Annotated in this window: 26 protein-coding genes and 1 pseudogene; 13 read left to right on the forward strand and 14 right to left on the reverse strand. The window is 65.0% G+C overall.

The genetic code is table 11. From position 1 onward, the window contains the following. Positions 1-537 precede the first annotated feature (537 nt). The 3 genes and pseudogenes from C0456_RS15385 to C0456_RS20960 form a co-directional block, all read right to left on the reverse strand. Positions 538-1,071: a phosphoribosyltransferase gene (locus tag C0456_RS15385; RefSeq protein ID WP_291053909.1), complete on the reverse strand. Its 534-nt coding sequence runs from the start codon at positions 1,069-1,071 to the stop codon at positions 538-540. Further along, positions 1,068-1,706 carry an FxLYD domain-containing protein gene (locus tag C0456_RS15390; protein WP_291053911.1) on the reverse strand — a complete coding sequence of 213 codons (639 nt, stop codon included), beginning with the start codon at positions 1,704-1,706 and terminating at the stop codon, positions 1,068-1,070. Before C0456_RS15390 ends, C0456_RS15385 begins: the two co-directional genes overlap by 4 nt. Positions 1,707-1,718: 12 nt before the next feature. After that, positions 1,719-1,814, reverse strand: a pseudogene (locus tag C0456_RS20960) (MJ0042-type zinc finger domain-containing protein); the annotation flags it as partial. A 66-nt stretch (positions 1,815-1,880) separates the two neighbouring features. Here C0456_RS20960 and ftsE point away from each other — a divergent pair. The 5 genes from ftsE to C0456_RS15415 all read left to right on the forward strand — a co-directional run bounded on the left by ftsE (position 1,881) and on the right by C0456_RS15415 (position 5,654). Beyond that, positions 1,881-2,642, forward strand: a complete 762-nt coding sequence (gene ftsE / locus C0456_RS15395) for a cell division ATP-binding protein FtsE (protein WP_291053913.1) — start codon at positions 1,881-1,883, stop codon at positions 2,640-2,642. Continuing rightward, positions 2,639-3,511, forward strand: coding sequence for a cell division protein FtsX (locus C0456_RS15400; RefSeq protein WP_291053915.1), 873 nt, complete (start codon positions 2,639-2,641; stop codon positions 3,509-3,511). The genes ftsE and C0456_RS15400 overlap by 4 nt, the downstream gene beginning before the upstream one ends. Positions 3,512-3,556: 45 nt before the next feature. After that, the gene (locus C0456_RS15405) at positions 3,557-4,297 is read left to right on the forward strand and encodes a lysophospholipid acyltransferase family protein (RefSeq protein WP_291053917.1); all 741 of its coding nucleotides are present in this window, start codon (positions 3,557-3,559) and stop codon (positions 4,295-4,297) included. Continuing rightward, positions 4,294-4,935 carry a DNA-3-methyladenine glycosylase 2 family protein gene (locus C0456_RS15410; RefSeq protein WP_291053919.1) on the forward strand — a complete coding sequence of 214 codons (642 nt, stop codon included), beginning with the start codon at positions 4,294-4,296 and terminating at the stop codon, positions 4,933-4,935. Before C0456_RS15405 ends, C0456_RS15410 begins: the two co-directional genes overlap by 4 nt. Positions 4,936-5,090: 155 nt before the next feature. Beyond that, positions 5,091-5,654 (forward strand): HNH endonuclease, encoded by a 564-nt coding sequence (locus tag C0456_RS15415; protein ID WP_291053921.1) that lies wholly within the window; start codon positions 5,091-5,093, stop codon positions 5,652-5,654. Here the strand turns inward: C0456_RS15415 and C0456_RS15420 are convergent. Continuing rightward, entirely contained in the window at positions 5,627-7,477 is a 1,851-nt protein-coding gene (locus C0456_RS15420; protein WP_291053923.1) for a glycosyltransferase family 39 protein, read from the reverse strand. The two genes, C0456_RS15415 and C0456_RS15420, sit on opposite strands and share 28 nt — an antisense overlap. 161 nt (positions 7,478-7,638) lie before the next feature. Between C0456_RS15420 and C0456_RS15425 the strand changes: the two genes are divergently transcribed. Continuing rightward, a complete protein-coding gene (locus tag C0456_RS15425) occupies positions 7,639-8,385 on the forward strand; it encodes a glycosyltransferase family 2 protein (RefSeq protein ID WP_035601206.1) in 747 nt (248 codons plus the stop codon). 44 nt (positions 8,386-8,429) lie between these two features. Here the strand turns inward: C0456_RS15425 and C0456_RS15430 are convergent, their stop codons facing one another. Both C0456_RS15430 and C0456_RS15435 read right to left on the reverse strand, forming a co-directional pair. Continuing rightward, complete coding sequence (locus C0456_RS15430) at positions 8,430-8,852, reverse strand: NUDIX hydrolase (RefSeq protein ID WP_291053926.1); 423 nt, start codon at positions 8,850-8,852, stop codon at positions 8,430-8,432. Between the two features lie 122 nt (positions 8,853-8,974). After that, positions 8,975-9,664 carry an SCO family protein gene (locus C0456_RS15435; RefSeq protein ID WP_291053928.1) on the reverse strand — a complete coding sequence of 230 codons (690 nt, stop codon included), beginning with the start codon at positions 9,662-9,664 and terminating at the stop codon, positions 8,975-8,977. Between C0456_RS15435 and C0456_RS15440 the strand changes: the two genes are divergently transcribed. Together C0456_RS15440 and C0456_RS15445 are read left to right on the forward strand one after the other, a co-directional pair. Beyond that, positions 9,663-11,030 carry an ActS/PrrB/RegB family redox-sensitive histidine kinase gene (locus C0456_RS15440; RefSeq protein WP_291053931.1) on the forward strand — a complete coding sequence of 456 codons (1,368 nt, stop codon included), beginning with the start codon at positions 9,663-9,665 and terminating at the stop codon, positions 11,028-11,030. The two genes, C0456_RS15435 and C0456_RS15440, sit on opposite strands and share 2 nt — an antisense overlap. Before the next feature lie 59 nt (positions 11,031-11,089). Continuing rightward, positions 11,090-11,662 carry an ActR/PrrA/RegA family redox response regulator transcription factor gene (locus tag C0456_RS15445; protein ID WP_051612705.1) on the forward strand — a complete coding sequence of 191 codons (573 nt, stop codon included), beginning with the start codon at positions 11,090-11,092 and terminating at the stop codon, positions 11,660-11,662. Between the two features lie 4 nt (positions 11,663-11,666). Here C0456_RS15445 and C0456_RS15450 read toward each other — a convergent pair whose 3' ends face one another. After that, positions 11,667-12,608 carry a prephenate/arogenate dehydrogenase family protein gene (locus C0456_RS15450; RefSeq protein ID WP_291053935.1) on the reverse strand — a complete coding sequence of 314 codons (942 nt, stop codon included), beginning with the start codon at positions 12,606-12,608 and terminating at the stop codon, positions 11,667-11,669. 123 nt (positions 12,609-12,731) lie between these two features. Here C0456_RS15450 and C0456_RS15455 point away from each other — a divergent pair, with 123 nt between their 5' ends. Next, on the forward strand, positions 12,732-13,115 hold the full coding sequence (locus C0456_RS15455) for a DUF983 domain-containing protein (protein WP_291053936.1): 384 nt from the start codon (positions 12,732-12,734) through the stop codon (positions 13,113-13,115). A gap of 219 nt (positions 13,116-13,334) precedes the next feature. Continuing rightward, the gene (locus C0456_RS15460) at positions 13,335-13,802 is read left to right on the forward strand and encodes a hypothetical protein (protein ID WP_291053938.1); all 468 of its coding nucleotides are present in this window, start codon (positions 13,335-13,337) and stop codon (positions 13,800-13,802) included. A 22-nt stretch (positions 13,803-13,824) separates the two neighbouring features. Here the strand turns inward: C0456_RS15460 and phaR are convergent, their stop codons facing one another. Further along, entirely contained in the window at positions 13,825-14,421 is a 597-nt protein-coding gene (gene phaR / locus C0456_RS15465) for a polyhydroxyalkanoate synthesis repressor PhaR (RefSeq protein WP_291053940.1), read from the reverse strand. Positions 14,422-14,579: 158 nt separating this feature from the next. Between phaR and phbB the strand changes: the two genes are divergently transcribed. Continuing rightward, a complete protein-coding gene (phbB, locus tag C0456_RS15470) occupies positions 14,580-15,305 on the forward strand; it encodes an acetoacetyl-CoA reductase (protein WP_291053942.1) in 726 nt (241 codons plus the stop codon). A 112-nt stretch (positions 15,306-15,417) separates the two neighbouring features. Here phbB and C0456_RS15475 read toward each other — a convergent pair whose 3' ends face one another. Together C0456_RS15475 and gloB are read right to left on the reverse strand one after the other, a co-directional pair. Further along, a complete protein-coding gene (locus tag C0456_RS15475) occupies positions 15,418-15,867 on the reverse strand; it encodes a cupin domain-containing protein (protein WP_291053944.1) in 450 nt (149 codons plus the stop codon). Beyond that, entirely contained in the window at positions 15,867-16,637 is a 771-nt protein-coding gene (gloB, locus tag C0456_RS15480; RefSeq protein ID WP_291053946.1) for a hydroxyacylglutathione hydrolase, read from the reverse strand. The genes C0456_RS15475 and gloB overlap by 1 nt, the downstream gene beginning before the upstream one ends. 56 nt (positions 16,638-16,693) lie before the next feature. Here gloB and C0456_RS15485 point away from each other — a divergent pair, with 56 nt between their 5' ends. Together C0456_RS15485 and C0456_RS15490 are read left to right on the forward strand one after the other, a co-directional pair. Beyond that, positions 16,694-17,437 carry a methyltransferase domain-containing protein gene (locus C0456_RS15485; RefSeq protein ID WP_291053948.1) on the forward strand — a complete coding sequence of 248 codons (744 nt, stop codon included), beginning with the start codon at positions 16,694-16,696 and terminating at the stop codon, positions 17,435-17,437. Between the two features lie 63 nt (positions 17,438-17,500). Further along, positions 17,501-17,845 (forward strand): P-II family nitrogen regulator, encoded by a 345-nt coding sequence (locus C0456_RS15490; RefSeq protein WP_290921138.1) that lies wholly within the window; start codon positions 17,501-17,503, stop codon positions 17,843-17,845. 59 nt (positions 17,846-17,904) lie between these two features. On the opposite strand, the gene C0456_RS15495 is transcribed toward C0456_RS15490, so the two are convergent. Genes C0456_RS15495 through C0456_RS15510 form a run of 4 tightly spaced genes read right to left on the reverse strand, consistent with a single transcriptional unit; the run spans position 17,905 to position 22,679 of the window. After that, positions 17,905-19,038, reverse strand: a complete 1,134-nt coding sequence (locus C0456_RS15495; RefSeq protein ID WP_291053949.1) for a M23 family metallopeptidase — start codon at positions 19,036-19,038, stop codon at positions 17,905-17,907. Further along, entirely contained in the window at positions 19,038-19,703 is a 666-nt protein-coding gene (locus C0456_RS15500) for a hypothetical protein (RefSeq protein ID WP_291053951.1), read from the reverse strand. Before C0456_RS15500 ends, C0456_RS15495 begins: the two co-directional genes overlap by 1 nt. After that, the gene (locus C0456_RS15505; protein WP_291053953.1) at positions 19,700-20,368 is read right to left on the reverse strand and encodes a hypothetical protein; all 669 of its coding nucleotides are present in this window, start codon (positions 20,366-20,368) and stop codon (positions 19,700-19,702) included. Before C0456_RS15505 ends, C0456_RS15500 begins: the two co-directional genes overlap by 4 nt. Position 20,369: 1 nt before the next feature. Further along, a complete protein-coding gene (locus C0456_RS15510) occupies positions 20,370-22,679 on the reverse strand; it encodes a S8 family peptidase (RefSeq protein WP_291053955.1) in 2,310 nt (769 codons plus the stop codon). Between the last annotated feature and the right edge of the window lie 69 nt (positions 22,680-22,748).

Consider the following 22,748-nt stretch of genomic DNA (forward strand, 5'->3'; position numbering starts at 1 on the left):
AAGGCCTGGCAGCGCCGAAGTCATCCCGAAAACTGCCCGAAACTCCGGGGGCAGCGCGGCGGGCGAAAGCGCCCACACCGCAAACACAATTTCTTCTTCGGGCGCCGCGGCGCCCGCCGCGCAGGCTCCACCCCGTGAGCCACAAGAACTGCTCCGACCCCGGATGGCTCTGCCAGTCCGGATACAGATGTATGCCCCCTCCCCTTCGTCACCCTCGATGGCCGCAGGCCATCTGAGGGCCCATCTCCTGCGCGCGCCTCCCTGCAGGGGCACTGAAGGAGAGAACGCCCCCGATGACACGGGAAGGCCGGGAACTGTGAGAGGGTGGGAGATGGGCCCTCAGATGCGCTGACGCGCATCGAGGGTGACGAGGCCAGAAGCCAGCGCTCAAAGGAAACCTCGCCCCCTCACCCCTCCCCTCTCCCGCAAGCGGGAGAGGGGAAATGGCAAACTGCGCCCTCAAGGCCTGATGCCCCCACGAGCAAGGCGAAGGCGCAGCGGCTCCGCGTCGCAGACGCGGAAATCGCCGCGAGCAATCTAATCAAGCGCCCCGATATAGGGGAGCCCGCGATAGAGGCCCTTGTCGTCCATGCCATAGCCGACGAGGAAGCGGCCCGGCGCGTCGAAGGCGCAATAGTCCACGCCCATCTCGCCGCGCGGGGCCCAGGGCTTCTGCGTCAGCGCCACGGTGATCACCTCGCGCGCGCCCTTGGCGATCAGATGCTGCTTGGCGAAATCCAGTGTACGGCCGGTATCGAACACGTCGTCGATCAGCAGCACGCCCCGCCCTTCCACATTCCGCGCAATGTCGGCGCGCACCACCACGCGGCCCGAACTCTCCCGCGCGTCGCGGTAGCTCTCCAGCCACATCACATCCAGAACGGGATGGATGTGGCGCCGGGCGAGCGCCTTCATCAGGTCGCTGGTGAACGGCGTCGCCCCGATCAGGATCGACACCGCCGTCCAGTCCGGGGTGGCAAGGCGCGGGGCAAGGCGGGTGGCGAGCTCTTCAACCCGGGCCATCAGCTCGGCCTCGGGCATCACCACATCAATCTTGGGCAGGTCGGTCATTGCGGGCCGGGGGCTCCCTCATCCATGAGTTCATCGGCCGGCGGCAGCGGCGGGGCCGGTTCGATCACCTCCCCGGCAGGGGCTTCCACCGGCGGCTCGGTCGGCACGGCCGAGCGGTCCACGAAGGTCAGCTCGATCTCATAGCTCTCGATCGGGGTCGGCTCGACCACCACGCCAAACTGTCCGGCCGCGCCCGGCTCCAGCTCCACCGGGGTGACATAGCTGTAGCGTGTGGCGACGATCTCCCCGGCCTCGTCCTTGAGGTCGACCCGCACGCCGGGGGTCTCGATCACGGTCTTGGCCACATTCACCGCCCGGCCGGTGACGGTGACGATGGGGATCGTGTCGTTGAAGGTGCGGGTGTGGACGATGCCGTCAAACTCAAGGCCGAAACGGTTCACTTCCAGGCCGAACAGGCGGTAGGCGGCGGCCGATTGCGGCCAGGCTTTGACCACCTCATTGCGGAAGAAGAAGAAGGCAGCCGTCAGCGCAATGAAGATCAGGCCGATGACCAGCCAGGACATCAGCGCGGCCCAGCGGCTTCTCTCGCGGCGCGATTCGCGCATCTTCTCGCGGTAAAGCTCATGCGGGGCGGGCGGTGCCGGGCGGTCTTCGGCGAGGTGAGCGGGCTGCACAAACCAGGAATGACCGCAGCTGGCACACTTAACAGTGCGCCCACTTTCACCGATTGTTGAGTCATCGGCGAAATAATGGGTTCCGCAGGAAGGACAGGTAAGGATCATGGCCCGAAGTCTTCCCCGCTACTCGCCCCGTTCGTTGAACCCGCAAACACCGGACGCGCCACAGATATGACCCAGCTACGCCCGGACATTTTCGACGAAGCGGCTGTCCGCCTCGACGCGGTGACGCTTCGCTATGATGCGTCAGGTGAAATCCTTAGCGGGATTGATCTCGCACTGAAACCCGGCTCGTTCAGCTTCCTCACAGGTGCTTCAGGGGCGGGCAAGTCCAGCCTGCTGAAGCTGCTCTATCTGGCCCGCGCCCCCAGCACCGGCGAAGTCTCGCTGTTCGGGCGCCCGACCAGCCGGCTGACCCGCGATCAGCTCTCGGCCATGCGCCGCCGGATCGGGGTCGTGTTCCAGGAATTCCGCCTGCTGGCACACCTCACCGCCTATGAAAACGCGGCCCTGCCCCTGCGCGTCATGGGCCGGAAAGAGGCGCAATACCGCACCGATGTGGAAGAATTGCTGGCCTGGGTGGGCCTGGGCGAGCGGATGCACAAGCGCCCGGAAACCCTCTCGGGCGGGGAGCAGCAGCGCGTCGCCATCGCCCGCGCCGTCGTCACCCAGCCCGACCTGCTGATTGCCGACGAGCCGACCGGCAACGTTGACCCTGAAATGGGCGCGCGGCTGATGCGCCTGTTCATCGAGCTCAACAAGCGCCTTGGCACCACGGTGATCATCGCCAGCCATGATCTGGGGCTGATCCGCCAGGTGGACGCGCCGGTCTACCATCTGGCCAATGGCCTCCTGGCCCGAACCTCGCCGGAGCCCGGCAAGACCGCCCGGCGCCGGGGCGATGGCATTGAAATCAAGGCGGAAGAAGAATGAAGCGCGGCGAAACCTCTCTCCTGCCGCTGGAAGACGCCCGCGAGGCGGCCCTGTTCTTCGTGGTCGGCGCGCTGTGCTTCCTCGCCGCCCTGGCCGCCCTGACGGCAAAGTCCACCTATGGCGCGGCCCGCGCCTGGACCGCCGAGGTGGAGGGCGAATACACGATCTCCCTGTCGGATGCCGCCCCGCAGGACGCGCAGGCTGCCACCCTGCTGGTGCAGTCGATTGAGGGCGTCGAAGGCGCACGCCTCCTCTCGGAAGCAGAAATCTCCGCGCTGCTGGAGCCGACCTTCGGCAGCCGGGGCCTGCCGGCAGACCTGCCGGTGCCGCGCCTCATCGCCGTCACCGCTGCGCCGGAGGCAGGCGACATCGGCCGCGCCCTGACCGCCACGCTGGAGACGGCCGGCTACACGGCCGCCGTCGATTCCCATTCGGCCTGGGCCGGCGATGTGCGGCGGATGCTGGGCACGGCCCGGATGGTGGCCTTCGGCATCGTGGCCCTGCTGGCCTCCACCGCGATTGCCGTCATCGCGTTTGCCACCCACGCCGCCCTGCTCGCCCGGCGCGATATTGTCGATGTACTGCACATTGCCGGCGCGCGGGACCGGTTCATTGCCCGCCTGTTCGAGCGGCGCTTCTGGCTGCTGGGCCTGCGGGCAGGCACGGTCGGCGCGCTGGTGGCGCTGGCCTCTGTCGCCCTGCTGATCGCGATTGCCCGGTCGAGCGGAAACCGGTCCGGCCTGTTGCCGGAACTGACGCTGGACTTTCCCGATCTCGCCATTCTGGTGATCACGCCGATCATTGCGGGGCTCGCCTCCCGCATCGCGGCCGGGGTAACGGTGATGCGGGCGCTGAAATCGGTGATGTAGCGCCTGGCTAGTGACGGACAGGCGGAACGCCGCTACAGCGCGGATATGATGGCACTTCGATCCTACCTGTTCGTGGCCTGGCTCTATGGCTGGATGGCCATCTGCGGCATCCTCTACCTGCCGGCTATCCTGCTGCCGCGGATCGTGGCGCAGCGCGCCATCCGGCTCTACGCCCAGATCATCCGGGTGGGCCTGAAGCTGATCTGCAATATCGACACCGAGATCCGGGGCCGGGAGCATATCCCGCAAGGCCCGTTCATCTATGCCGGCAAGCATCACTGCATGCTCGACATCTTCATCCCCTTCATCGTCACCTCTGACCCGGCCATCGTCCTGAAGCGGGAGCTGCTGTTCTACCCCTTCCTCGGCTGGTACGCCCTGAAAACAAAGATGATCCCCATCGACCGGGCGGGCACCTCCAAGACCCTGAAGGCAATCGTGGCATCCGCCAGACAGCGCGTCGAAAACGGGCGCGCCATCGTCATCTTCCCGGAGGGCACCCGCACAGCGCCCTATTCGGAGCCTGCCTATCAGGCTGCGGGCATCTCTGCCCTCAACAAGGCGCTGGACCTGCCCATCGTGCCGGTGGCGACCAATGCCGGGCTCTGCTGGCCGGCGCGGGGCACACGGCGCAAGCCCGGCAAGATCATCTATGAAATTCTGCCCCCCATCGCTGCGGGGCTTGACCGCAAGGCGCTGATGCCGCGTCTTGAGAGCGATCTGGAGACAGCCTCCAATCGTCTGCTTGAGGAAGGCGCCGCCGTGCAGAAGGAAAAGCTGGGATGACCGCGCCGGGCCGCCGCCGGCTGAAAACAGCCTGCGAGCGCCTTGCCGGGGCAGACCCCGCCCTTGCCCGCGCCTATGAGAGTATCGGTGTGCCCGCCTGGCGCACCAGCGAGCCGGGATACGGCATGCTCGGCCGGATGATCGCCCACCAGCAACTCTCCACCAAGGCCGCCGCCACGATCTGGAGCCGGGTCGAGGCCTTCCTCGGCGAGGTGACGCCCGAGGCGATGCTGGCCGCTTCGGAGGAAGACCTGCGCGCCTGCGGCCTCTCCCGCCCGAAGGTGGCGCATCTCAATTCGATCGCGCAGGCGATGGTTACCGGAGAGCTGAACCTCGCCCGCGTCTGCGCCGCAGACCTTGATTCGGCCCGCGCGGAGCTGGTTTCGGTGCGCGGGATCGGCCCCTGGACGGCAGAATTGTTCCTGCTCTACGCCGTCGGCGCGATGGACGCCTTCCCGATTGCCGATGTCGGCCTGATGGAGGCCCACAAACAGCTCGGCGGATATGAAATCCGCATGGAATCAAAGATTTTCACCCAGCATGCCGAAATCTGGCGGCCCCACCGGGGCGTGGCGGCCCACCTGCTCTGGGGGTGGCTGAATGCCGAGCGGGCCCGGGACGCGGCCCCTTCCGCCTGAACCGTCGCCGTTCACGGGGCCTTGCGTTCAGCCTGCGCTGTCATAATCTTATTATGGGAATCGCCTAAACGGACGGCGAACACGACCGCAAGGAGCACGCGTCTTCAGCAGGATCAGACAGGATCATGCCCATCAGGGCCACATCGGAGGGACCCATGGCTGAAATCATCACCACCCCGCCGACTGGCCGTCCCGCTCTCGTCCTGAATGCTGACTTCAGGCCGCTGTCCTATTATCCGCTGTCCCTCTGGCCTTGGCAGGAGGTGATCAAGGCGGTGTTCCTCGACCGCGTCGATATCGTTGCCGAATATGACTATGTGGTGCGCAGCCCCAGCCGGGAAATGCGCCTGCCTTCGGTCATCGCCCTGCGCGATTTCGTGCGGCAGGACCGGGCGCCGGCCTTCACGCGCTTCAACGTGTTCCTGCGCGACGGCTTCAAATGTGCCTATTGCGGCGCGCATGACAATCTGACCTTCGATCACGTCATCCCCCGCTCACGTGGCGGGCGCACGACCTGGGACAACATCGTTACGGCCTGCAGCCCCTGCAATCTCGCCAAGGGCGGCAAGCTGCTGCGCGACAGCGGGCTGGACCTCCAGCACCGGCCCTTCCGGCCGAACAATTTCCAGCTTCAGGACATCGGCCGGAAATTCCCGCCGAACTATCTGCACGAAACCTGGATGGACTATCTCTACTGGGACGTCGAACTGGAAGGCTGATCGGCCCCCGGACAGCCGCCCCAGTCAAACCGCCAGGCGCGGAAATGCACCGGGTCGCCATTTGAATAGTTGAGGGCGTAGCGGGGCGCCCCTTCCGTCAGGCAGAGGCCCAGCGATTCGGCCTGCGCGCGCAGATGGGCGGCTTCCTCCAGGATCGGCGGCTCGGCCTTCCGGTCCTCGAAATTCAGGAGGTAGACCACCGGATAAGCCGCCTCATCCATTGGCAGATCCAGCGGTGTCTGCGGCGGATGGAGGTTCTGCGTGCCCAGCGACAGCACATAGGAGGGCTCGGCATAGCCCAGCGCCAGGATGCGCGCCGGCGTCTTCACATTGCAGTCGGCGTCCTCGCCCGGAACGCCGCACACATCCTCCAGCGCCAGACGCGCCGTCTCCGTCGGCTGCACCCAGACCTGGCTCGGCAGCATGAAGATGCGCACATGCCAGCCGATGGCGACGCTGGAAAGCACGGCCATGGTGATGGCTGCGCCCATGCGCAGGCGCGCCGATTCCACCAGCGCCAGCCCCGCCAGCGCAAAGCCCGCCGCCCAGAGCCAGAGCGGGAAGTCGCGGTATCCCGTCCAGGAGGCGAGCACCTCCTCCTTCGAGACGGTGGTGAAATCCCCTGCGGTCTCGGCCATGAAATAGCTGGTCACGCCCGGATAGGAGACGGCCAGCAACAGGATCGCCCCCAGCGCAAAGGTGACCATGCCGAGCCCGCGCGCCAGCGGCATCTTCATCCCGTCCATCATCTGCACGGCGGCGTAGCCGCAGAGGAGGCCAAAGGCGGGATAGGCGGGCAGGATGTAATGGCTGAGCTTGGTAGGCAGGAGTTCAAAGAAAATCCAGGTCGGCACGCCCCAGGCGAGCAGGAATTTCAGCCCCGCCGTGCCGTGGCCCAGCGCCGTCAGCGTTTCGCCCCGCAGGGCGCGCCGGGTGGCGACAATCGCCGGGATCAGCAACAGGCTCGCCGGATAGAACCAGGCCGGAATGTGGGCAAGGTGATAGCCCGGCCAGCCGCCATGGCCTTCCGAAGCGCCGACAAACTTGTCTTTGAGATCCTTGCCGACCGCGCCCTGCACATACAGCCCATCGGTGGCCATCTGTATCCAGATCAGCCAGGGCAGAACCAGCGCGACAAAGATCAGCGGGCCCGGCCACCATAGCAGCACGCGCCACCAGTCCCCGCCCCGCCCGGTCCTCAGCCGGTCCCAAAGCCAGACGCCAACCCCGGCATAGGCCGCCACCATCGGCGTCACCGGCCCCTTGATGAGGAAGCCTGCGCCCATCGTGACCCAGAAGAGCAGCGCCATGGCCTTCGATTGGGACTTCTCGACATAGAGCCGCACCAGCGCGCCAATACCCAGCGTGGTAAGGAAGACGAGCATACCGTCCGTCTTCGAAATATGCGCTTCAGACGTCAGCAGCAGGGTGGCGCCGAAAAGGGCTGAACCGAGGAAGCTCGCCCGCCGCCCGATGAGGGGGATACCCGCCCAGAAACAGGCGAGCGTGCCGAAGGCCGCGCCGAGCCAGCTTGGCACCCGGTAGGTCCAGATCTCGTTGGCTTCCGGCCCGGTGAAGATCGCGGTGGAGGCCGCCTGCAGCCAGTGGATGCCGGCGGGCTTCTTGTTGCGCAGCTCGTCCTGGTACTGGATGAGGATGTAGTTGTCCTCCTCCAGCATCTCCTTGGAGGCCTGCGCAAAGCGGCTCTCGTCGCGGTCCAGCGCGGGCAGCAGGAAAACGCCCGGCGCAGCGGCGCCAAAGGTGATCACGAAGAGAAGAACCCAGGCTTTCCAGCCTGTCGAGAGACGGTCAAGCAGTGTCATGGGCAGGGTAATAGCGCTGGATTTGCGGTTCGTCTTGCAGAATTGGCGGCAGGCATTTTGGACACACCCGCCCGGAAATGCAGGCCAGCGGCGCCCCCCATGCCATCCAGGTCTCGATTTTGGCCCCTGCCGGGGTTATGTGCGCAAATTAGCTGAATTGAATGAATGGACTGACCGTGGCCGACTCGCTTGAATTTTCCGTTGTCGTGCCCGTTCACAATGAAGCCGGCAATGTCGAGCAGCTTGCCACCGAAATCGCCCGGGCGCTGGATGGCCGCGCCTTCGAGATGATTTTCGTGGACGACGCTTCCACAGACGAAACCCGCGCGGAGCTGGCGGCGCTCAAGAGCCGTTTCCCGATGCTGCGGGTGCTGGGCCACCGGAAGAACGCCGGGCAGAGCCGCGCCATCCGCTCCGGCATTCTCGCTGCGCGCGGGCCGGTTGTCGGCACGCTGGATGGGGACGGCCAGAACGACCCTGCCGACCTGCCTGACCTCTACCGCCAGCTGACCCGCGCCGACGCCCCGCATGGCCTGAAAATGGTGATGGGCCGCCGCGGCAGCCGCAAGGACACCGCCTGGAAACGCTTCGGCAGCCGCTTTGCCAACAATATCCGCAAACGGATGCTGAAGGATGACTGCGACGACAGTGGCTGCGGCATCAAGGTGATGGAGCGGGCGACCTTCCTGCAGCTCCCCTATTTCGATCACATGCACCGCTACATGCCCGCGCTGATGCGTTCGGATGGCCATCTGGTGGAATTCCGGGAAGTTAACCACCGCCCGCGCGGCACCGGCCGGTCGAACTACACCAATTTCGGCCGCCTCAAGGATGCCCTCTCAGACCTGCGCGGCGTGATGTGGCTGATCCGCCGCCGCCGTAATCCGGGCGGCGCGGACGAGATTTAGGGGCGGCCGCGCGGCAGGAGCCGGCAGACTGCGGACGAACGAAATCAGTAATCTGAAAGGAGCTGGGCGAGACGCTCTTGAAGGTGCGGCACGGCGTGCGTGTGCCGGATGAATTCATCGATCGCCATCATCGACCAGCGCTGCCCCTCTTCGCCGAACTGCACCTGATCAATTTCATCGGGCTCGATGTTCGCGAGACAAAAATAAGTGTCCATGCCGCTCGGCGACTGGCCTTGATATCGCGTCAACTTCTGGACGCGCTCTGCCGGAATTCTCAAGCCGAATTCTTCTTCCACTTCGCGTAACGCGCATTCGATGGGATCTTCTTCTCCTTCGCGTCCGCCGCCCGGCAAGTCCCACATACCGGGAAAAGGAATCCCCTCCTTCTCGTCACGCAGATATGCAACGACATAGGCCTCGCAGATCAGCGCAATCTTGGTCCCGCTAAATACGCCACCACACCACATCCCGATCTCCCGACAATCCCGATGCATTGGATGGCAAGAATGACTGAGCGAATTTTGAGGGTCGGTCAACTTGGAGGCGGGGCTTCTCCAACCGGCGAATTCCCGCCCCGATCCAGCGCAGCCTAGAATAGCTCCGCCAGACAGGCCGAGATCGTCTCGGGCGTGTCTTCATGGGTGAAGAAGGTCTTCAGCTTCCAGTTCTCATCCATCACATAGATGAGGTTGGTGTGGTCCATCGTGTATTCGGCGAGGCTTTCGGGCTGTTCGATGCGGGCATAGTCGGCCTTGAAATGATCGGCCGCCGCGCGGATTTCCGCCGCTGAGCCCGTCAGGCCAACAAGGCCCGGCGGAAAGGCCGGCGTGGTCACATAGGTTGCCAGTGCCTCTGGCGTGTCGCGTTCCGGATCGACCGTGATCAGCAGGGTCTGCGGCGCAGTCTCCCCTTCCGGCAGACGGCGATAGGCCGCCCCCAGCGTGGAAAGCGCCGCCGGGCAAACATCCGGGCAATAGGTGAAGCCGAAATACACAACCGTCGGCTGGCCCTTGTAGGTCTCCTCCGTCACCCGCGCGCCGGTATGGTCGATCAGCGAGATCGGCCCGCCGATTTCGCTATAGGCGCGGCTGGCGCAGCCCGATTTCATGCCGCCGGATCTGGCAATACCCTCGCCCCCGGGCGCTGGCGCGTCCGATGCGCCGCAGGCTGCAAGCAGGAACAGGGTCGGAAGAACAAAGGCAAATGAGGTTCGCATCCGGCGATAGGCGCCCATTCCGGCGCTTGGCGCAAGAGACAGGCTGCCGCATAAGTCCGGCATGGATGATTTCTCCAGAGATTCGAGACTGGGCTTTGAAGACGCGATCTTCACGCTGGCACCCGAAGGGCTGGGCTCGGCCCAGTCTGCCCTCGGACGGACCCGGCTGCGCACCTTCATCACGCTGCGCTGGCTGGCCGTGGCGGGCCAGACCGCTGCCGTGCTGTTCGTGGCGTTCGTTCTGGGCTTCAACGTGCCGCTGGCGCTGTGCCTCGCCATCATTGCGGCGTCTGCCTGGCTCAACGTGTTCCTTTCCTTCGCCTTCCAGTCCCAGCGCCTGACCCATAGCTGGGAAGCGGTGCTGCAGCTGGGCTTCGACACGGTGCAGCTGGCTGCGCTGATCGCCGCGACCGGGGGGCTCTCCAACCCCTTCCTGCTGCTGATGCTGGCGCCGGTTACCGTTGCCGCGCTCAGCCTCGGGCGCTTCCGGGCGAGCGCCATCGCGCTCCTCGCGCTTGGTCTGGCCGCGCTGATGCCCTTCCTCAGCCTGCCCCTCCCCTGGGAGGAAAGCGGGGGCACGCATCTGCCGATCCTCTTCCAGTGGGGCCAGTTCACCGCCCTGGCCGTGGGCGTCGTGTTCTTCACCCTCTCGGCGGCGCGTGTCAGCCAGGATGAGGCGCGTCTCGTGCGCGCGCTCGATGCCGCAAGCGTCGTCATGGCGCGCGAGCAGAAACTCTCGGCGCTGGGCGCCATGTCAGCGATGACGGCGCATGAGCTGGGCACGCCGCTGGCCACCATTCACCTTGTCGCCAAGGAGCTGGTGCAGCAGGCCAGCCCGGACGATCCGCACGCCGAAGATTTCCGCCTGATCGCCGAACAGGCCGACCGCTGCCGCTCGATCCTCTCGGCCATCCGCGAGGCGCGCGACGCAACCGATATTGTCCACGCCCGGATGCCGCTGGACGCGCTGGTGGAAGAAGCCGCCGCGCCGATGAAGGGCCTGGGTGTGGCGCTGGTTGTGCGCGCCGTGACAGGCGAAGGCGGCGCGGAAAAGCCGCCGATCCTCGCCCGCAGCCCGGAAATTCTCCATGCGCTGGGCGCCTTCATCGAGAATGCCGTCAGCTTTGCTGCCACCCGCGTCGACGCCACGGCGAGCTGGACGGCCGATCAGGTGGTGATCACCATCACCGATGACGGCCCCGGATTCTCGCCCGAAGTGCTGCCGAAACTGGGGGAGCCGTATATTTCTGACCGGTCCGAAGCCCGCCTCGGCGGGGGGGACATGGGCCTTGGCTTTTTCATCGCAAAGACGCTGATCGAGCGTACTGGCGGGCGAATAGCGTCCCGAAACAGGACACCGCCGGCCACCGGCGCCATCGTTCAGGCTGTCTGGCCGCTGAATGCGCTGCTGCCGCGTGGATTGGAATAGTTGACTTTTCCGCCATATATTCGCTTACCCGCGGCAAGACCGCCTGAAGGAGAGAGCGCATGGAACGCCCCGCTGTCGTGAACCTGCATCCGAGCCTGGAAGGCGTGGAGGATAAATCCTGCCTTGTGATGGATGATGACGGCCCGTTTGTGCAGCGCCTTGCCCGCGCGCTGGCCCAGCGCGGCTTTGTCGTTTCCGCCGTTACCAACGTGTCGGAAGGCAAGGACATTGCCCGCCTGAACCCGCCCGCCTTCGCGGTTCTGGACCTGCGCCTGGAAGATGGCAGCGGCCTGGAAGTGGTGGAAGTGCTGCAGAAACACCGCCCCGAAGCGCGCGCCGTGATCCTCACCGGCTATGGCGCGATTGCGACGGCCGTTGCGGCGGTAAAGGCAGGCGCGGTCGATTACCTCTCCAAGCCCGCCGATGTGGAAGACATCATCCGCTCGCTGACCGCGACACAGGACGAGCGCCCTGCGCCGCCCGAGAACCCCATGTCGGCAGACCGCGTGCGCTGGGAACATATCCAGCGGGTATACGAGCTGTGTAACCACAACGTCTCGGAAACCGCGCGCCGCCTCAACATGCACCGCCGCACGCTGCAGCGCATCCTGGCCAAGCGCGCGCCGAAATAGGCGCCTAAGCCTGTTCTTCCGGCTCCGGCATATTCCGCCCGAAGTTCACCGCGCTGGAATCCTGGCCCGCATCAATGATCGCCTTGCGGATGGAGCGGGCGCGCGTGAACTCGCGGATCAGCGTGTCGCCATCGCCCCAGCGGATGGCCCGCTGCAGAACGGCGAGATCCTCGGAAAAGCGCCCGAGGCATTCGAGAACGGCTTCCTTGTTGTTGAGGAACACGTCGCGCCACATCACCGGGTCTGACGCGGCAATCCGGGTGAAATCCCGGAAACCGCCGGCCGAATATTTCACCACTTCGCCCTGCTCGACCGATTCAAGGTCGAAAGCGGTGGTGACGATGTTGAAGGCTATCAGGTGAGGCAGGTGGGAGGTGATCGCCAGAACGCGGTCATGCCGGCCTGCGTCCATGGCCTCCACCTTGGCGCCAAGACGGGTCCAGAAAGCAGCCAGCTGACCGGTGGCGATCTGGTAGGCTTCGTCCTGACCTGAAAGCGGCGTCAGGATATGCCAGGCCCCGCGGAACAGCGTTGGGAAGCCCGCTTCGGGGCCCGATTGCTCGGTGCCCGCGATCGGGTGGCCGGGAATGACGTGGATGCGGCCATCGGCAGCGGCGTGCAGGGCGCGGGCCGCCTCGCTCTTGACCGAGCCGACATCGGTGAGAATGGCCCCGTATTTCATGCTGGGCACCGCGCCGGCCGCCACCGCGCCAATCGCGCCGACGGGCACGCAGACGATCACACAGTCAGCGTCAGAGACAGCTACTTCAAGCGTCGGCGCCACCGTGCCGAGGCCGAGCGCGGCTGCGCGGGCGCGCACATCCGGGCTCGCGTCATACAGGACCACCTCCCCCGCCGCGCCATATTCAGCCGAGGCCCGCGCAATCGAGGAGCCGATAAGGCCCACACCGATGATGGCGATGCGGCTGAAAACAGGGTCTGACATGAAGGAAGCTCCCGCAGGGCGTTGAAACCGGCGCACTCGTGGGCAATGCGCCTGCCCGCGTCAAGAGGAGGCGCGGGCGTTTGTCACGGGGCTTTCGCAGGATCGCGTGCCTAAATACCGCGCATGGAACACAAACAGACCCCCATCCTCTCCGGAATTCGCCAACGCTGCGGCGCCTGCGGCGAGGGCAAGCTGTTCAAGGGCTATCTCAAGCTCAATGACGCCTGCCCGCATTGCGGACGGGACATGAGCGCCGCCGACACGGCCGACGGGCCAGCCTTCTTCGTCGGCTTCGGGGTGCTGATCCTGATGGCGCCGTTCCTGTTCCTGGTGCCGATGAGCCCGCTGCCGGTGGGCCTGAAGATCCTTGCCATGATTGGCGTGGGCGTGGTGGTGACCCTCCTCTGCCTCTGGCTGCTTCCGGCGGCGAAGGGCGTGCTGCTTAATCTGCAGCTGCATCACAAGGCTCAGGAAGCCAGCTTCGACAAGCCGCCGGAAAACCTCTGAAGCTGCCGCGTGAAGGGTGGCCTCTCAAAGCCCCTCGCCACCCCCGCTGCGATACGTTAGACAGGTTTGGTAAACGCAATCGTCGTTGCGAGGGTGGACGTGGCAGGCAAGGCCTCTAAGGACACGAGAATCGCACTTGCGGGCGCGGCCGTTGCCAAGATGGAGCGTGACCAGAAACGTCGCGCAGGCAATGGCGCAACTCAAAAACAGGGGTCATTCATGCGACTAATCTTCGGCATCTTTCCGCTGCTGGTCATTCCCGTCGTGCTCTACAATCTCTTGGCAGCCTTTGGTGGTTCGGTTCAGGTGGTCGATGCCAGTGGACAGATTGTTCAGACTCAAGCCGCACCGTTGGCGAGCCTGCTGAGCGAGCGCTTTCTGGGTCTGCCGATGATTTCCGGCGTGGAGTGGGAACTGACTAACGGAGACGCCATTGTCCTCCTGGCCGTGATCTTCCTGTTCCTGGAAATCCTGAAATCCACCAGCACCGGCACGGCCACGATCGTCAATCATGGCATCTCGCTGCTGCTGTTCATCCTCTGCCTGGTGCAGTTCCTGCTGATGCCAAACTTCGCCACCTCCACCTTCTTCATCCTGACGGCGATGACGCTGCTGGATGTTCTGGCGGGCGTGATCGTCACCATTGTCTCGGCGCGCCGGGATTTCGGCGTGGCGGGCGACGTCTGACAGAGGCTCCGGCAGGCCGGCCTTATTCCTTGCGGGAAAGGTCGGCCAGCTGCTTCTGGATGGCTTCCATCTGCTCCTGCATCGCAGCAAGGGCTTCGGCCTGATATTCCATGAACGGGTTGGCTGGCGGCTGCGCTGCGGACGGGCGCGGCTCAGCAGCGCCGGCTGGACTGCCCGGCGCTACGCCCGGCATGAACATCTTCATCGCCTGCTCGAACATCGCCATGTTGCGGCGCGTCTGGGCCTCGAACAGGCTCATCGGATTGGCGGCCTTGCGCCATTCCTTCTGCGCCTGGGCAAAGCTGTTCATCGACATTTCCAGGAAAGACGGCAGATAGGCCTGCGCGCCGCCGCCGTAAAAGCCGATCAACTGGCGCAGGAAATTCAGCGGCAGGGCGCCCTGCCCCTTGGTTTCGTGCTCGAAAATGATCTGGGTGAGCACCTGACGGGTCAGGTCTTCGCCGGTCTTGGCATCGCGAACTTCAAATTCCTGCCCTTCCCGGACAAGATCTGACAGGTGTTCCAGAGTGACATAGGAAGACGTCGACGTGTCATAGAGCCGCCGGTTGGCGTACTTCTTTATGATGATTGGCCCTGTGGAGCCTGATTGTCTGGCCATATCCTCACCTCGCGCGATGCCCTGCAATGGAGCAAGCAATTATTGTGCTAGTGCAAAATATTTGCACAGAACCCTCATAAGACCAATGCGCTATTGATGTGAGACCCGCTTCTAGGCGAGTGTAATCTCAACGAGACAATCGGGAGGAGATTACGACCATGGCGAAAACGGCTCTGGTGACCGGCGGCACGCGCGGCATCGGCAAGGCAATCAGCGAAATGCTGAAGGCAAAGGGATATTCGGTGGCCGCAAATTATGGCGGCAATGACGCGGCAGCGGCCGAATTTTCCCGCGAAACGGGTATCAAGGTCTATAAATTCGACGTAGCCGACTATGACGCCGTAGGCGCCGGGCTGAAGGCGATCGAGGCTGACCTCGGGACGGTCGAGGTGCTGGTCAACAATGCCGGGATCACACGGGACGCCCCGTTCCACAAGATGACGCTGGCCCAGTGGCAGGAAGTGATCAATGTGGACCTGACCTCCGCCTTCAACGTGACCCGCCAGGTGTGGGACGGGATGCGGGAGCGCAATTTCGGCCGGGTGATCAACATCTCGTCGATCAACGGCCAGAAGGGGCAATTCACCCAGGCCAATTACTCCGCCGCCAAGGCCGGCCTGATCGGCTTTACCAAGGCGCTGGCCTATGAAGGCGCCAAAAAAGGCATTACGGCCAACGTAGTAGCGCCGGGCTATATCGACACCGAGATGCTGCAGGCGGTGAAACCCGAAGTGCTGCAGGGGATCATCGCGACCATCCCGGTGGGCCGGCTCGGCAAGGCCGAAGAGATCGCCTCTATGTGTGCCTACCTTGCCTCTGACGAGGCTGCCTTCATCAATGGGGCGACCATGACGGTGAACGGCGCGCAGTATATCGCGGGCTGACAAAGCGGGGCTTATCCCGTGGATAAGCCCCCTTAAAAACTCCAACGGTTCCTCCAAGGAGAGGCAAAAAACTCCAACGCCGTTGGAGTTTTTTGTTGCCCGGAAACCGCGTTCAGACTTCCGGCCGCCAGCCGGGCGGCGCCATCGTGAAGCCCGAAAACTCAAACCCCGGCGCGACGAGGCAGGACACCAGCGTCCAGGCGCCCAGCGTCTCGGCCGTCTGCCAGTGCCCGGCGGGCACGATGGCCTGGGGGCGCTGGCCTGCGCGCAGGTCCGGGCCGAGGGTGACGCTGGCAGCGCCCTTCCCGCCTGGGGGAGACAGGGTGAGGGCAAGCGGGCCGCCGGCATGCCAGAGCCAGGCTTCATCTGCGTCCACCCGGTGCCAGGCCGAAATCTCGTCGGCCTGAAGAAGATAGTAGATGGCCGTCAAGTTTGCCCGGGCGCCTGCCTCGGCGGGCGCGCGATAGGTTTCGGCATAATGGCCGCCTTCCGGATGGGGCCGAAGGCCGAGCATCCGGATGATTTCATTGGGCCCGAGATCGCCGGAGAGGGCAGGCCGCATCAGAAGCGGTCCTTCCGGCCGCGGATCTCGCCGAAAGTGGCCGCCGCATTGCCGGCATGGCCCATGGCGAGCTGCATCTCGGGAAGGTCTGCGCGGAGGAACGGGTTTGTCTCCAGCTCCCGCTCCAGCAGCGCGGGGACCGTCGGCTTGCCCTCGGCCCGGCGCTTCTCGATCCAGGCGACATATTCCCTCAGCGCCTTGTTCTCCGGCTCGATCGTAACGGCAAATTTCGCGTTCGAGGCGGTGTATTCATGGGCACAGTAGAGCCGCGTCTTCTTCGGCAGTTTCTTGATGCGCTTCAGGCTTTCCCACATCATCTCCATCGTGCCTTCAAACACCCGGCCGCAGCCAAGGGCGAAGACCGCGTCGCCCACGAAGGCGACATCCTGATCGGGGAAATGGAAGGCGATATGGCCGAGCGTGTGGCCCGGCACGTCGATGACGGTGGCCGTTGCATCCCCCAGTTCCACCCGGTCGCCGCCCTTCAGGCGCTTGTCGATGCCCGGTATCTTGTCGGCTTCCCCTGCCGGGCCGATGATGCGGCAGCCGGTGGCTTCCTTGATCTTGAGGTTTCCGCCGGCATGATCGGGATGCCAGTGGGTGTTCCAGATCTCGCTGATCTGCCAGCCCATCTTTTCGGCTTCCGCGAGGTATACTTCCGCATCGGGCGTATCGATGGCGATGGTGGCGCCCGAGCCGGGTTCATGCACCAGATAACCGTAATTATCGTTCAGGCAGGGAAACTGGTGTATTTCGATCAGAACACTCATGGGTCTACCTCCGCAAACAGGCCCGCGATTACAGGAACGCGCTGCAAGCCATAACGATGCGACAGGACGCCGTCACCCTTGAACGCTTTTACGCCTCCGAGCTGGGCAAGGCGGCTGCGCGCATTCTGGCGGGCAAGCTGACCGATCTGTGGGGCGACGCCAAGGGGCTGTCAGTGCTGGGGCTTGGCTACGCATTGCCGGTGCTGGACGCCTTCACCACCGGGCCACGCCGGATGATTGCCGCCGTGCCGCTGGAACATGGGCCTGTCAGCTGGGACTGTTCAGGCCGGGGGAATGCCACCGTGGCCGTGGGCGACCCGCGCCTGCCCTTTCCGGACGGGCTGTTTGACCGGGTGATCATCCTGCACGGGCTGGAAGAGACCGGCGACCCGCGCGCCTATCTGCGCGAGATCTGGCGCGTGACGGCGCCGGAAGGCCGCATCGTGCTCACCGCCGCCAACCGCTCCGGCCTCTGGTCTCGCGCCACGCGCACGCCCTTTGGCCATGGCCGCCCCTGGACGCGCAGCCAGCTTTCCAATCTGCTCTCCACAGGCCTTTTTCAGGTGACCGCCTCTTCCGGGGCGCTCTACATGCCGCCGACCGATCTTGGTCTTGTCACCTCCGCCGCCGAGGGCTGGGAGGCAATGGGCCGGCTGATCGCGCCGGGCATGGGCGGCGTGGTTCTGATCGAGGCCGTCAAACGCCTGTATGCCCCGCCCAGAAGCGGCACTGCCGCGCCGGTGACCGATCAGGTGAGAATTGCGCGCCCTGCCCGTGCGGCAAGGCGTGAAGAACATTGACGATTCCGTCATGTTGATTACGTTCGCATGTGCAGCATCGGCCCGTCAGACAGGAATACCGCCATGAAACAGATCACAGCCGTCTTCAAACCGAGCCGTCTGGACGCGGTTATCGAAGCGATTTCCGAAGCGGGCGCCACCGGCCTGACCGTCACCGAAGTGCGCGGCTATGGCCGCCAGCAGGGCAAGACGGAAGTCTATCGCGGCGCCGAATATGAAGTGCGCCTGCTTCCCAAGGTGAAGGTGGAGCTGGCCTGCGCCGATGCAGACGTGGAGCGCTTCATCGAGGCGATCACGCAAGCGGCCAATACTGGCACCATCGGCGATGGCAAGATCTTCGTCCACGATCTGGAATCCATCCTCCGCATCCGCACCGGCGAGCGCGACGAGCAGGCGATTTCGGGCTGAAGCCCTCTTCCAGATAGCAGATTTGAAAAGGGCGGCCTCATCAGCCGCCCTTCTTCGTTCTATTCGATGATCTCATACCCTTCCGGGATGATCCATTCCGGCGCCGAGGCGACGCCGATTTCCGGCTCCAGCTGCTCGCCGGGGCCGTTCTGGCGGCGCTCATAGGCCTTCACCAGGGAGAGATAGGGCGGCACATGCACCCAGCCATTGCCGGCAGTGTTCTGGGTGATCTCGAAATGCAGGTGGATGGTGGTGGGCGTGCCACCGAAATCATTCGAGACATAGCCGATCAGATCACCCGCCTTGACGAACTGGCCAGCTGTGACGGAGAGCCGGTTCATGTTGAGGTGCATGTAATTGTAGATGCTGCCCTCGCTGCGGAGTTTGACCGTATACGTACCGATGGAGGAGATGACGCCATCTTCCACGGCGACCACTTCATGAATGCCGCGCTGGGCCGCACTCTGCCGGCGCAGCGTGTTGCAGTCTGCCGCCGTGCCGACGCGAATGTCCTGCCCCTGATGGATCTTGTTCACCGGACAGAAGGGCGAGCCGCGATTGGCCGAGCGGGTTTCGCAGAAATTATCCCGCCAGGGATAGGCATAGTTGCGCGCGTCGCACTGGTCGCCGCCGGCAACGCCGCCGCCATACATGAACACCTGCGACTGAAGATAGGCGGGCGCCGACTTGATCGGGAACACCATGTTCGGGGCATGGACCACCTGTTCGGGAAAGCCCCCGCCTGTGCCTGCCAGCAGCGCGCCGGGCGGATGGAAGCTGAAAACCGGCTGGACCACGGGCTGAGGCTCGGGTTCCGGTTGGGGCTGGGGTTCAGGCCCGGGCTCGGGCTCTGGTGTTTCGGGCTCCGGCGTGTCACCCGGCGGGGTTTCACCGGGAGGCGTTTCTTCGCCGGGCGTTCCGTCCACGGGCATTTCCGGGGCGGGCTCTGCCTCATCAGGCGCGGCGCCATCGGCGGGCTCGGGCGCGTTATCTTCCTCAAGCGGAGGAAGCTCCCAAGGGTCTTCGCCCGGCTCAGGCGGCGGCGGGCCGGGGGCGCCGGGCGGAATGGCCGGACCAGGCTCAGGGGTTTGCGGCGGCGGGCCGCCATCACCGGGGAAGCGCACAAAGTCGCACGCCCCCAACAGCAGCAATACCGCCGATAATCCGGCGGCGGATAAACGTGCTTTCAGCATCAGCGGGTCCCCGAAATCACCAGATCCGTTGCAAAGGCCAGCGCCTCATCCTGCGTGATGCAGGTGGGCAGGCCATTCGTCAGTTCCTTGCACTCGAACTCTACCAGATAGTCTGCGCCATAGCGCGCGAAGGAAACCTGCGCGCCGGTCGTCGTCGGCTGGAAGTTCAGCGCGTCCCCGCGCGGGGTAACCGCTTCGCCGGGCGCGGCGACTACCTTGTTGGTGCCGTTGACGATGGTGTCGTATTTCTCGCCGGGGAAGAAGGCGTAATAGCCATCACCCATCGGCTGGAAGCGGACATCTGCTTCCCCACCCTGCACCGAGACGGGCGACGAGGGAAGGAAGACCGGCACAGGCGGGGCCGCGTCTCCGGAGGCGACCTGGAAGGCCCCTTCCCGCGTCTCGATCGGGCGGGCGGCCAGATCCCGGCGGGCAGCTTCCCAGTCTATGGCGCTATCGGCAGCGGTGGATTCCGGGCGAACGGGAAATTCGACTTCACCGGGGGCCTTATCTTCTTCCGTTCCCGGAGGGAGAGTTTCCTCACCCGCCTTGGGCTCTGCGCCGGTATTGCCGCTGGCGCCGGGAAGGCGGATCTGGTCGCAGCCAGCAAGCACGGCGCTGGCGGTCAGCATGAGAGAAACGATCTGGAGGCGGATGCGGCTCATGGTTTGTCCTTCTGGCCGGGATGGGCGACATAATCTGGATCGGCATAGGCAACGCCCTCAATGGCGAGGAGGCGGTCCTGCACCTGCTTGATGGTCTCAGGCGTCGCCTCGGCAAGACGCCGGGAGAGGCGGATTTCACCCGAATAGCTGGCGCCGGAAAGCTCAAACTCTGCCAGCACCGGAATGCGGGTGGTCAGCTCCAGCCAGGCGGCCTGGGCGGCGGCGGGATCGCGCTTGAAATTGCGGGTGATGATGTCAACTTCCGGCGCGCCCTTGAGGCGGACGATGAAGACCACTTCAGCCGTGCCCGCGCGGGCGGGCAGAATGCCGCTGCCGCCTCCCTGCTGCTGGATGGTTACCTGCGGAATGGACGGGGCGCGATCTTCCTCCGGCTCATCCGGCGGCAGGGGCGCAGGTTCCGGATCGATGATCAGGGCGGGGCGTCCCGGCGGCGGGTCAAAAGCCGGAGATGGCGGACCGGACGGCAGCGCCTCCGAATGGGATTGTCCGTTGGCGGAGGCAAGCTCGCTCACGCCTGCCTCATTCCCGGCCCCTTCCCCGCCGCGCACGCCGACAACGGCAAGGCCGGTTGCCCCGGCCAGAAGGCCGATGCCGAGCACACCCAGCGGGCCGCGCACATCCACAGGAAGCCGGGTCCATCCCATCTTAACGGCCACCTCCACCGGTTGCCTTGACGGGCACATTCGCCATGTTGAGCAGCCCCTGCCCGCACGGGCGCGCACACATGTCCGGGCTGCCTTCGATCGGTGTGGCGCCGGGATACTGGCTGCAAAGGCCCGCACATTGCAGGTTTTCGCGCGGATCCAGCGCCGCCCTCAGCGTGCTGATGATGGACTCCCGACCCGCCCCAGGGTCTCGCGCCTTGAGCAGCGCCAGGGCGGCAGAGACATGCGGAGCGGCCATGCTGGTGCCCTGCTCATAGGCATAGAAGCAATTCTCGACGCCCTGGCCGGTCACCGGATCGTAGCAGTTGGTGGCGGCCTTGGTGGAGAGCACGCCATCGGGCTTGCCATCGCCATTGTCGTCCCGCGTCAGGTCCCCGCCGGGGGCCAGCACCATCACTTCGGGCCCGAAGTTGGAATAGGGCGCGATCTGGCCCCGCGCATCGCTGGCCGCAACCGTCACGACATTCCGGCAGCCGGCCGGCGCATAGAAGCTTGTGGACATGCGGGCATTGCCGGCAGCGGAAACGACGATCACGCCTTCCGCCGTCACTGCGTCGATGGCGTCCTGCAGCGAGGCCGGGCAGGTGCCGAGCAGGCCGATGGAGAGGTTGATGATGTCGGCCGGATGATCGTTCCAGATCTCCACGCCGCCATCGAGTTCGGCCGGGATCAGGCCGGCAGCCCAGCGGATGCTGTCATTGATGTCCGACAGGCGGCCGCCACATTTGCCGAGCGCGCGCACCGGCACGATGCGCACGTCCCAGGCGCCGCCCGCAACGCCCGCGCCGTTATTGGTCGCCGCCGCGCCGATGGTGCCGGCCACATGCGTGCCGTGGAAGCTGTCGGAAGCGCCCGGCTTGGTGGGGTCGCACATGTCGCCCGGATCATTGGGGTCGGCGTCGCGCCCGTCGCCATCATTGCCCATCCGGGGATCGGATACCATGTCGAAGCCGGGCATGATGTTGGGCGAGCCGGCAATGTCAGGATGGTTCATCTGCAGGCCGGTATCGACCACGCCCACGACGACCCCGTTTGAGCCGATGATGCCCTGACGTTTCCAGAAGCTCTCGAAGCCTGCGCCGCCGGCCGTGCGGCCCTCTGCCGTACCCTTGTCGCGGAAATGCCATTGCAGGGCCCAGAGGGGATCATTCGGATCGGTGACCTTCGGTTTTGCCGGTGTCCCGGTAGAACCGGTGGAGCCGGTCTTGGTTTCCCCCGGCGTGCCGGCGGGCATATCCTTGGGTTTGCGGGCAAACTGGTTCTGGAAGATGAAATCGGGCTCGACATATTCGAACTGGCCCGAGGCGCGCAGATCCCGCACGACGCAGGCGGTGGCCACAGCAAGGTCTTCGCGGATGATCGCCGCATTCGGATTGTCCGGACATTCGGCGGTTTCCGCGCGGGCCAGGAAATCCGCCGGGCCGTTGCGGCCCCGGAACTGGGTGGGGTTTGCCCCATCGGCGCCGATCTGGATGACCATCTGCCCCTGGCGGGACATCGCCACTTCGCCGCCGACACCGTATTTGGTCATCGTGTCGAGCATGACGGTGTTGGCGTCGAGCTGTTTCTGGACCACTTCGCGCGCGACCGGCGCGCGCCGGGCCATCTTGCGCACTTCCACGCGCTCCTCCGGCGCCATGGCCTTGAGATCTTCCCGCGACAGGCTGCGCATCTGCAGGCGCTGCGTGTCGTCCTGGATGGCCGCCTGATCAAGATTGCGGCCGGCCTCAGCGATTTCCTCGCGGCTTTCCTGAGCCGCCCGCGGGTCAAGCTTGATCCTTGGCAAGCTCTGGGCCGGTTCGGCAATGATATCTTGTCCGCCGGGCACTTCGATGGCCAGCCGGGCGGGCGGCGGCGGCGCGGGCGCGGCGGCAGCGGGAGCCTCCTCCGCTTCCAGCATCGCTTCCCCTGCCGGGCTGTCGAAATATTCGAGCTCTTCTTCGATCATGGCAGCATCGTCGGGAAACTCGACGGACGCGGAGACTGGAATGTCGAGCGGCTTGGCGATGATCGAGCCGATGGCAAACATCGGGCGATCATCTTCATCCACGGCGAATTGCGCCATCACGGTACCGGCAAGGGCCCGGTCTGCGGGGGCGGCACGCTCAAGATTGCGAAAGGCCGGATCGATCACGGTTTCGCCGCTGATCTGGTCCACGGACGCGTCTGCGATCTCCCGCGCCCGCTCGATGCGGGTGTCGAGTTGGTCACAGGCCGCCAGCAGCGCGGCGCCCCCGAGCGCCAGGGCGATTGCCGCGCGCGCAGTCCTCGCAGTGTAGTGTTTCAACATGCCGGATATCCCCATGCGATTGCCAATGAACGCCCCAGCTCCATAGGTTAACGCTGTGTTGAGATTATG

This window comes from Hyphomonas sp. (assembly GCF_013823385.1).
In the GTDB taxonomy this organism is placed as follows: domain Bacteria; phylum Pseudomonadota; class Alphaproteobacteria; order Caulobacterales; family Hyphomonadaceae; genus Hyphomonas.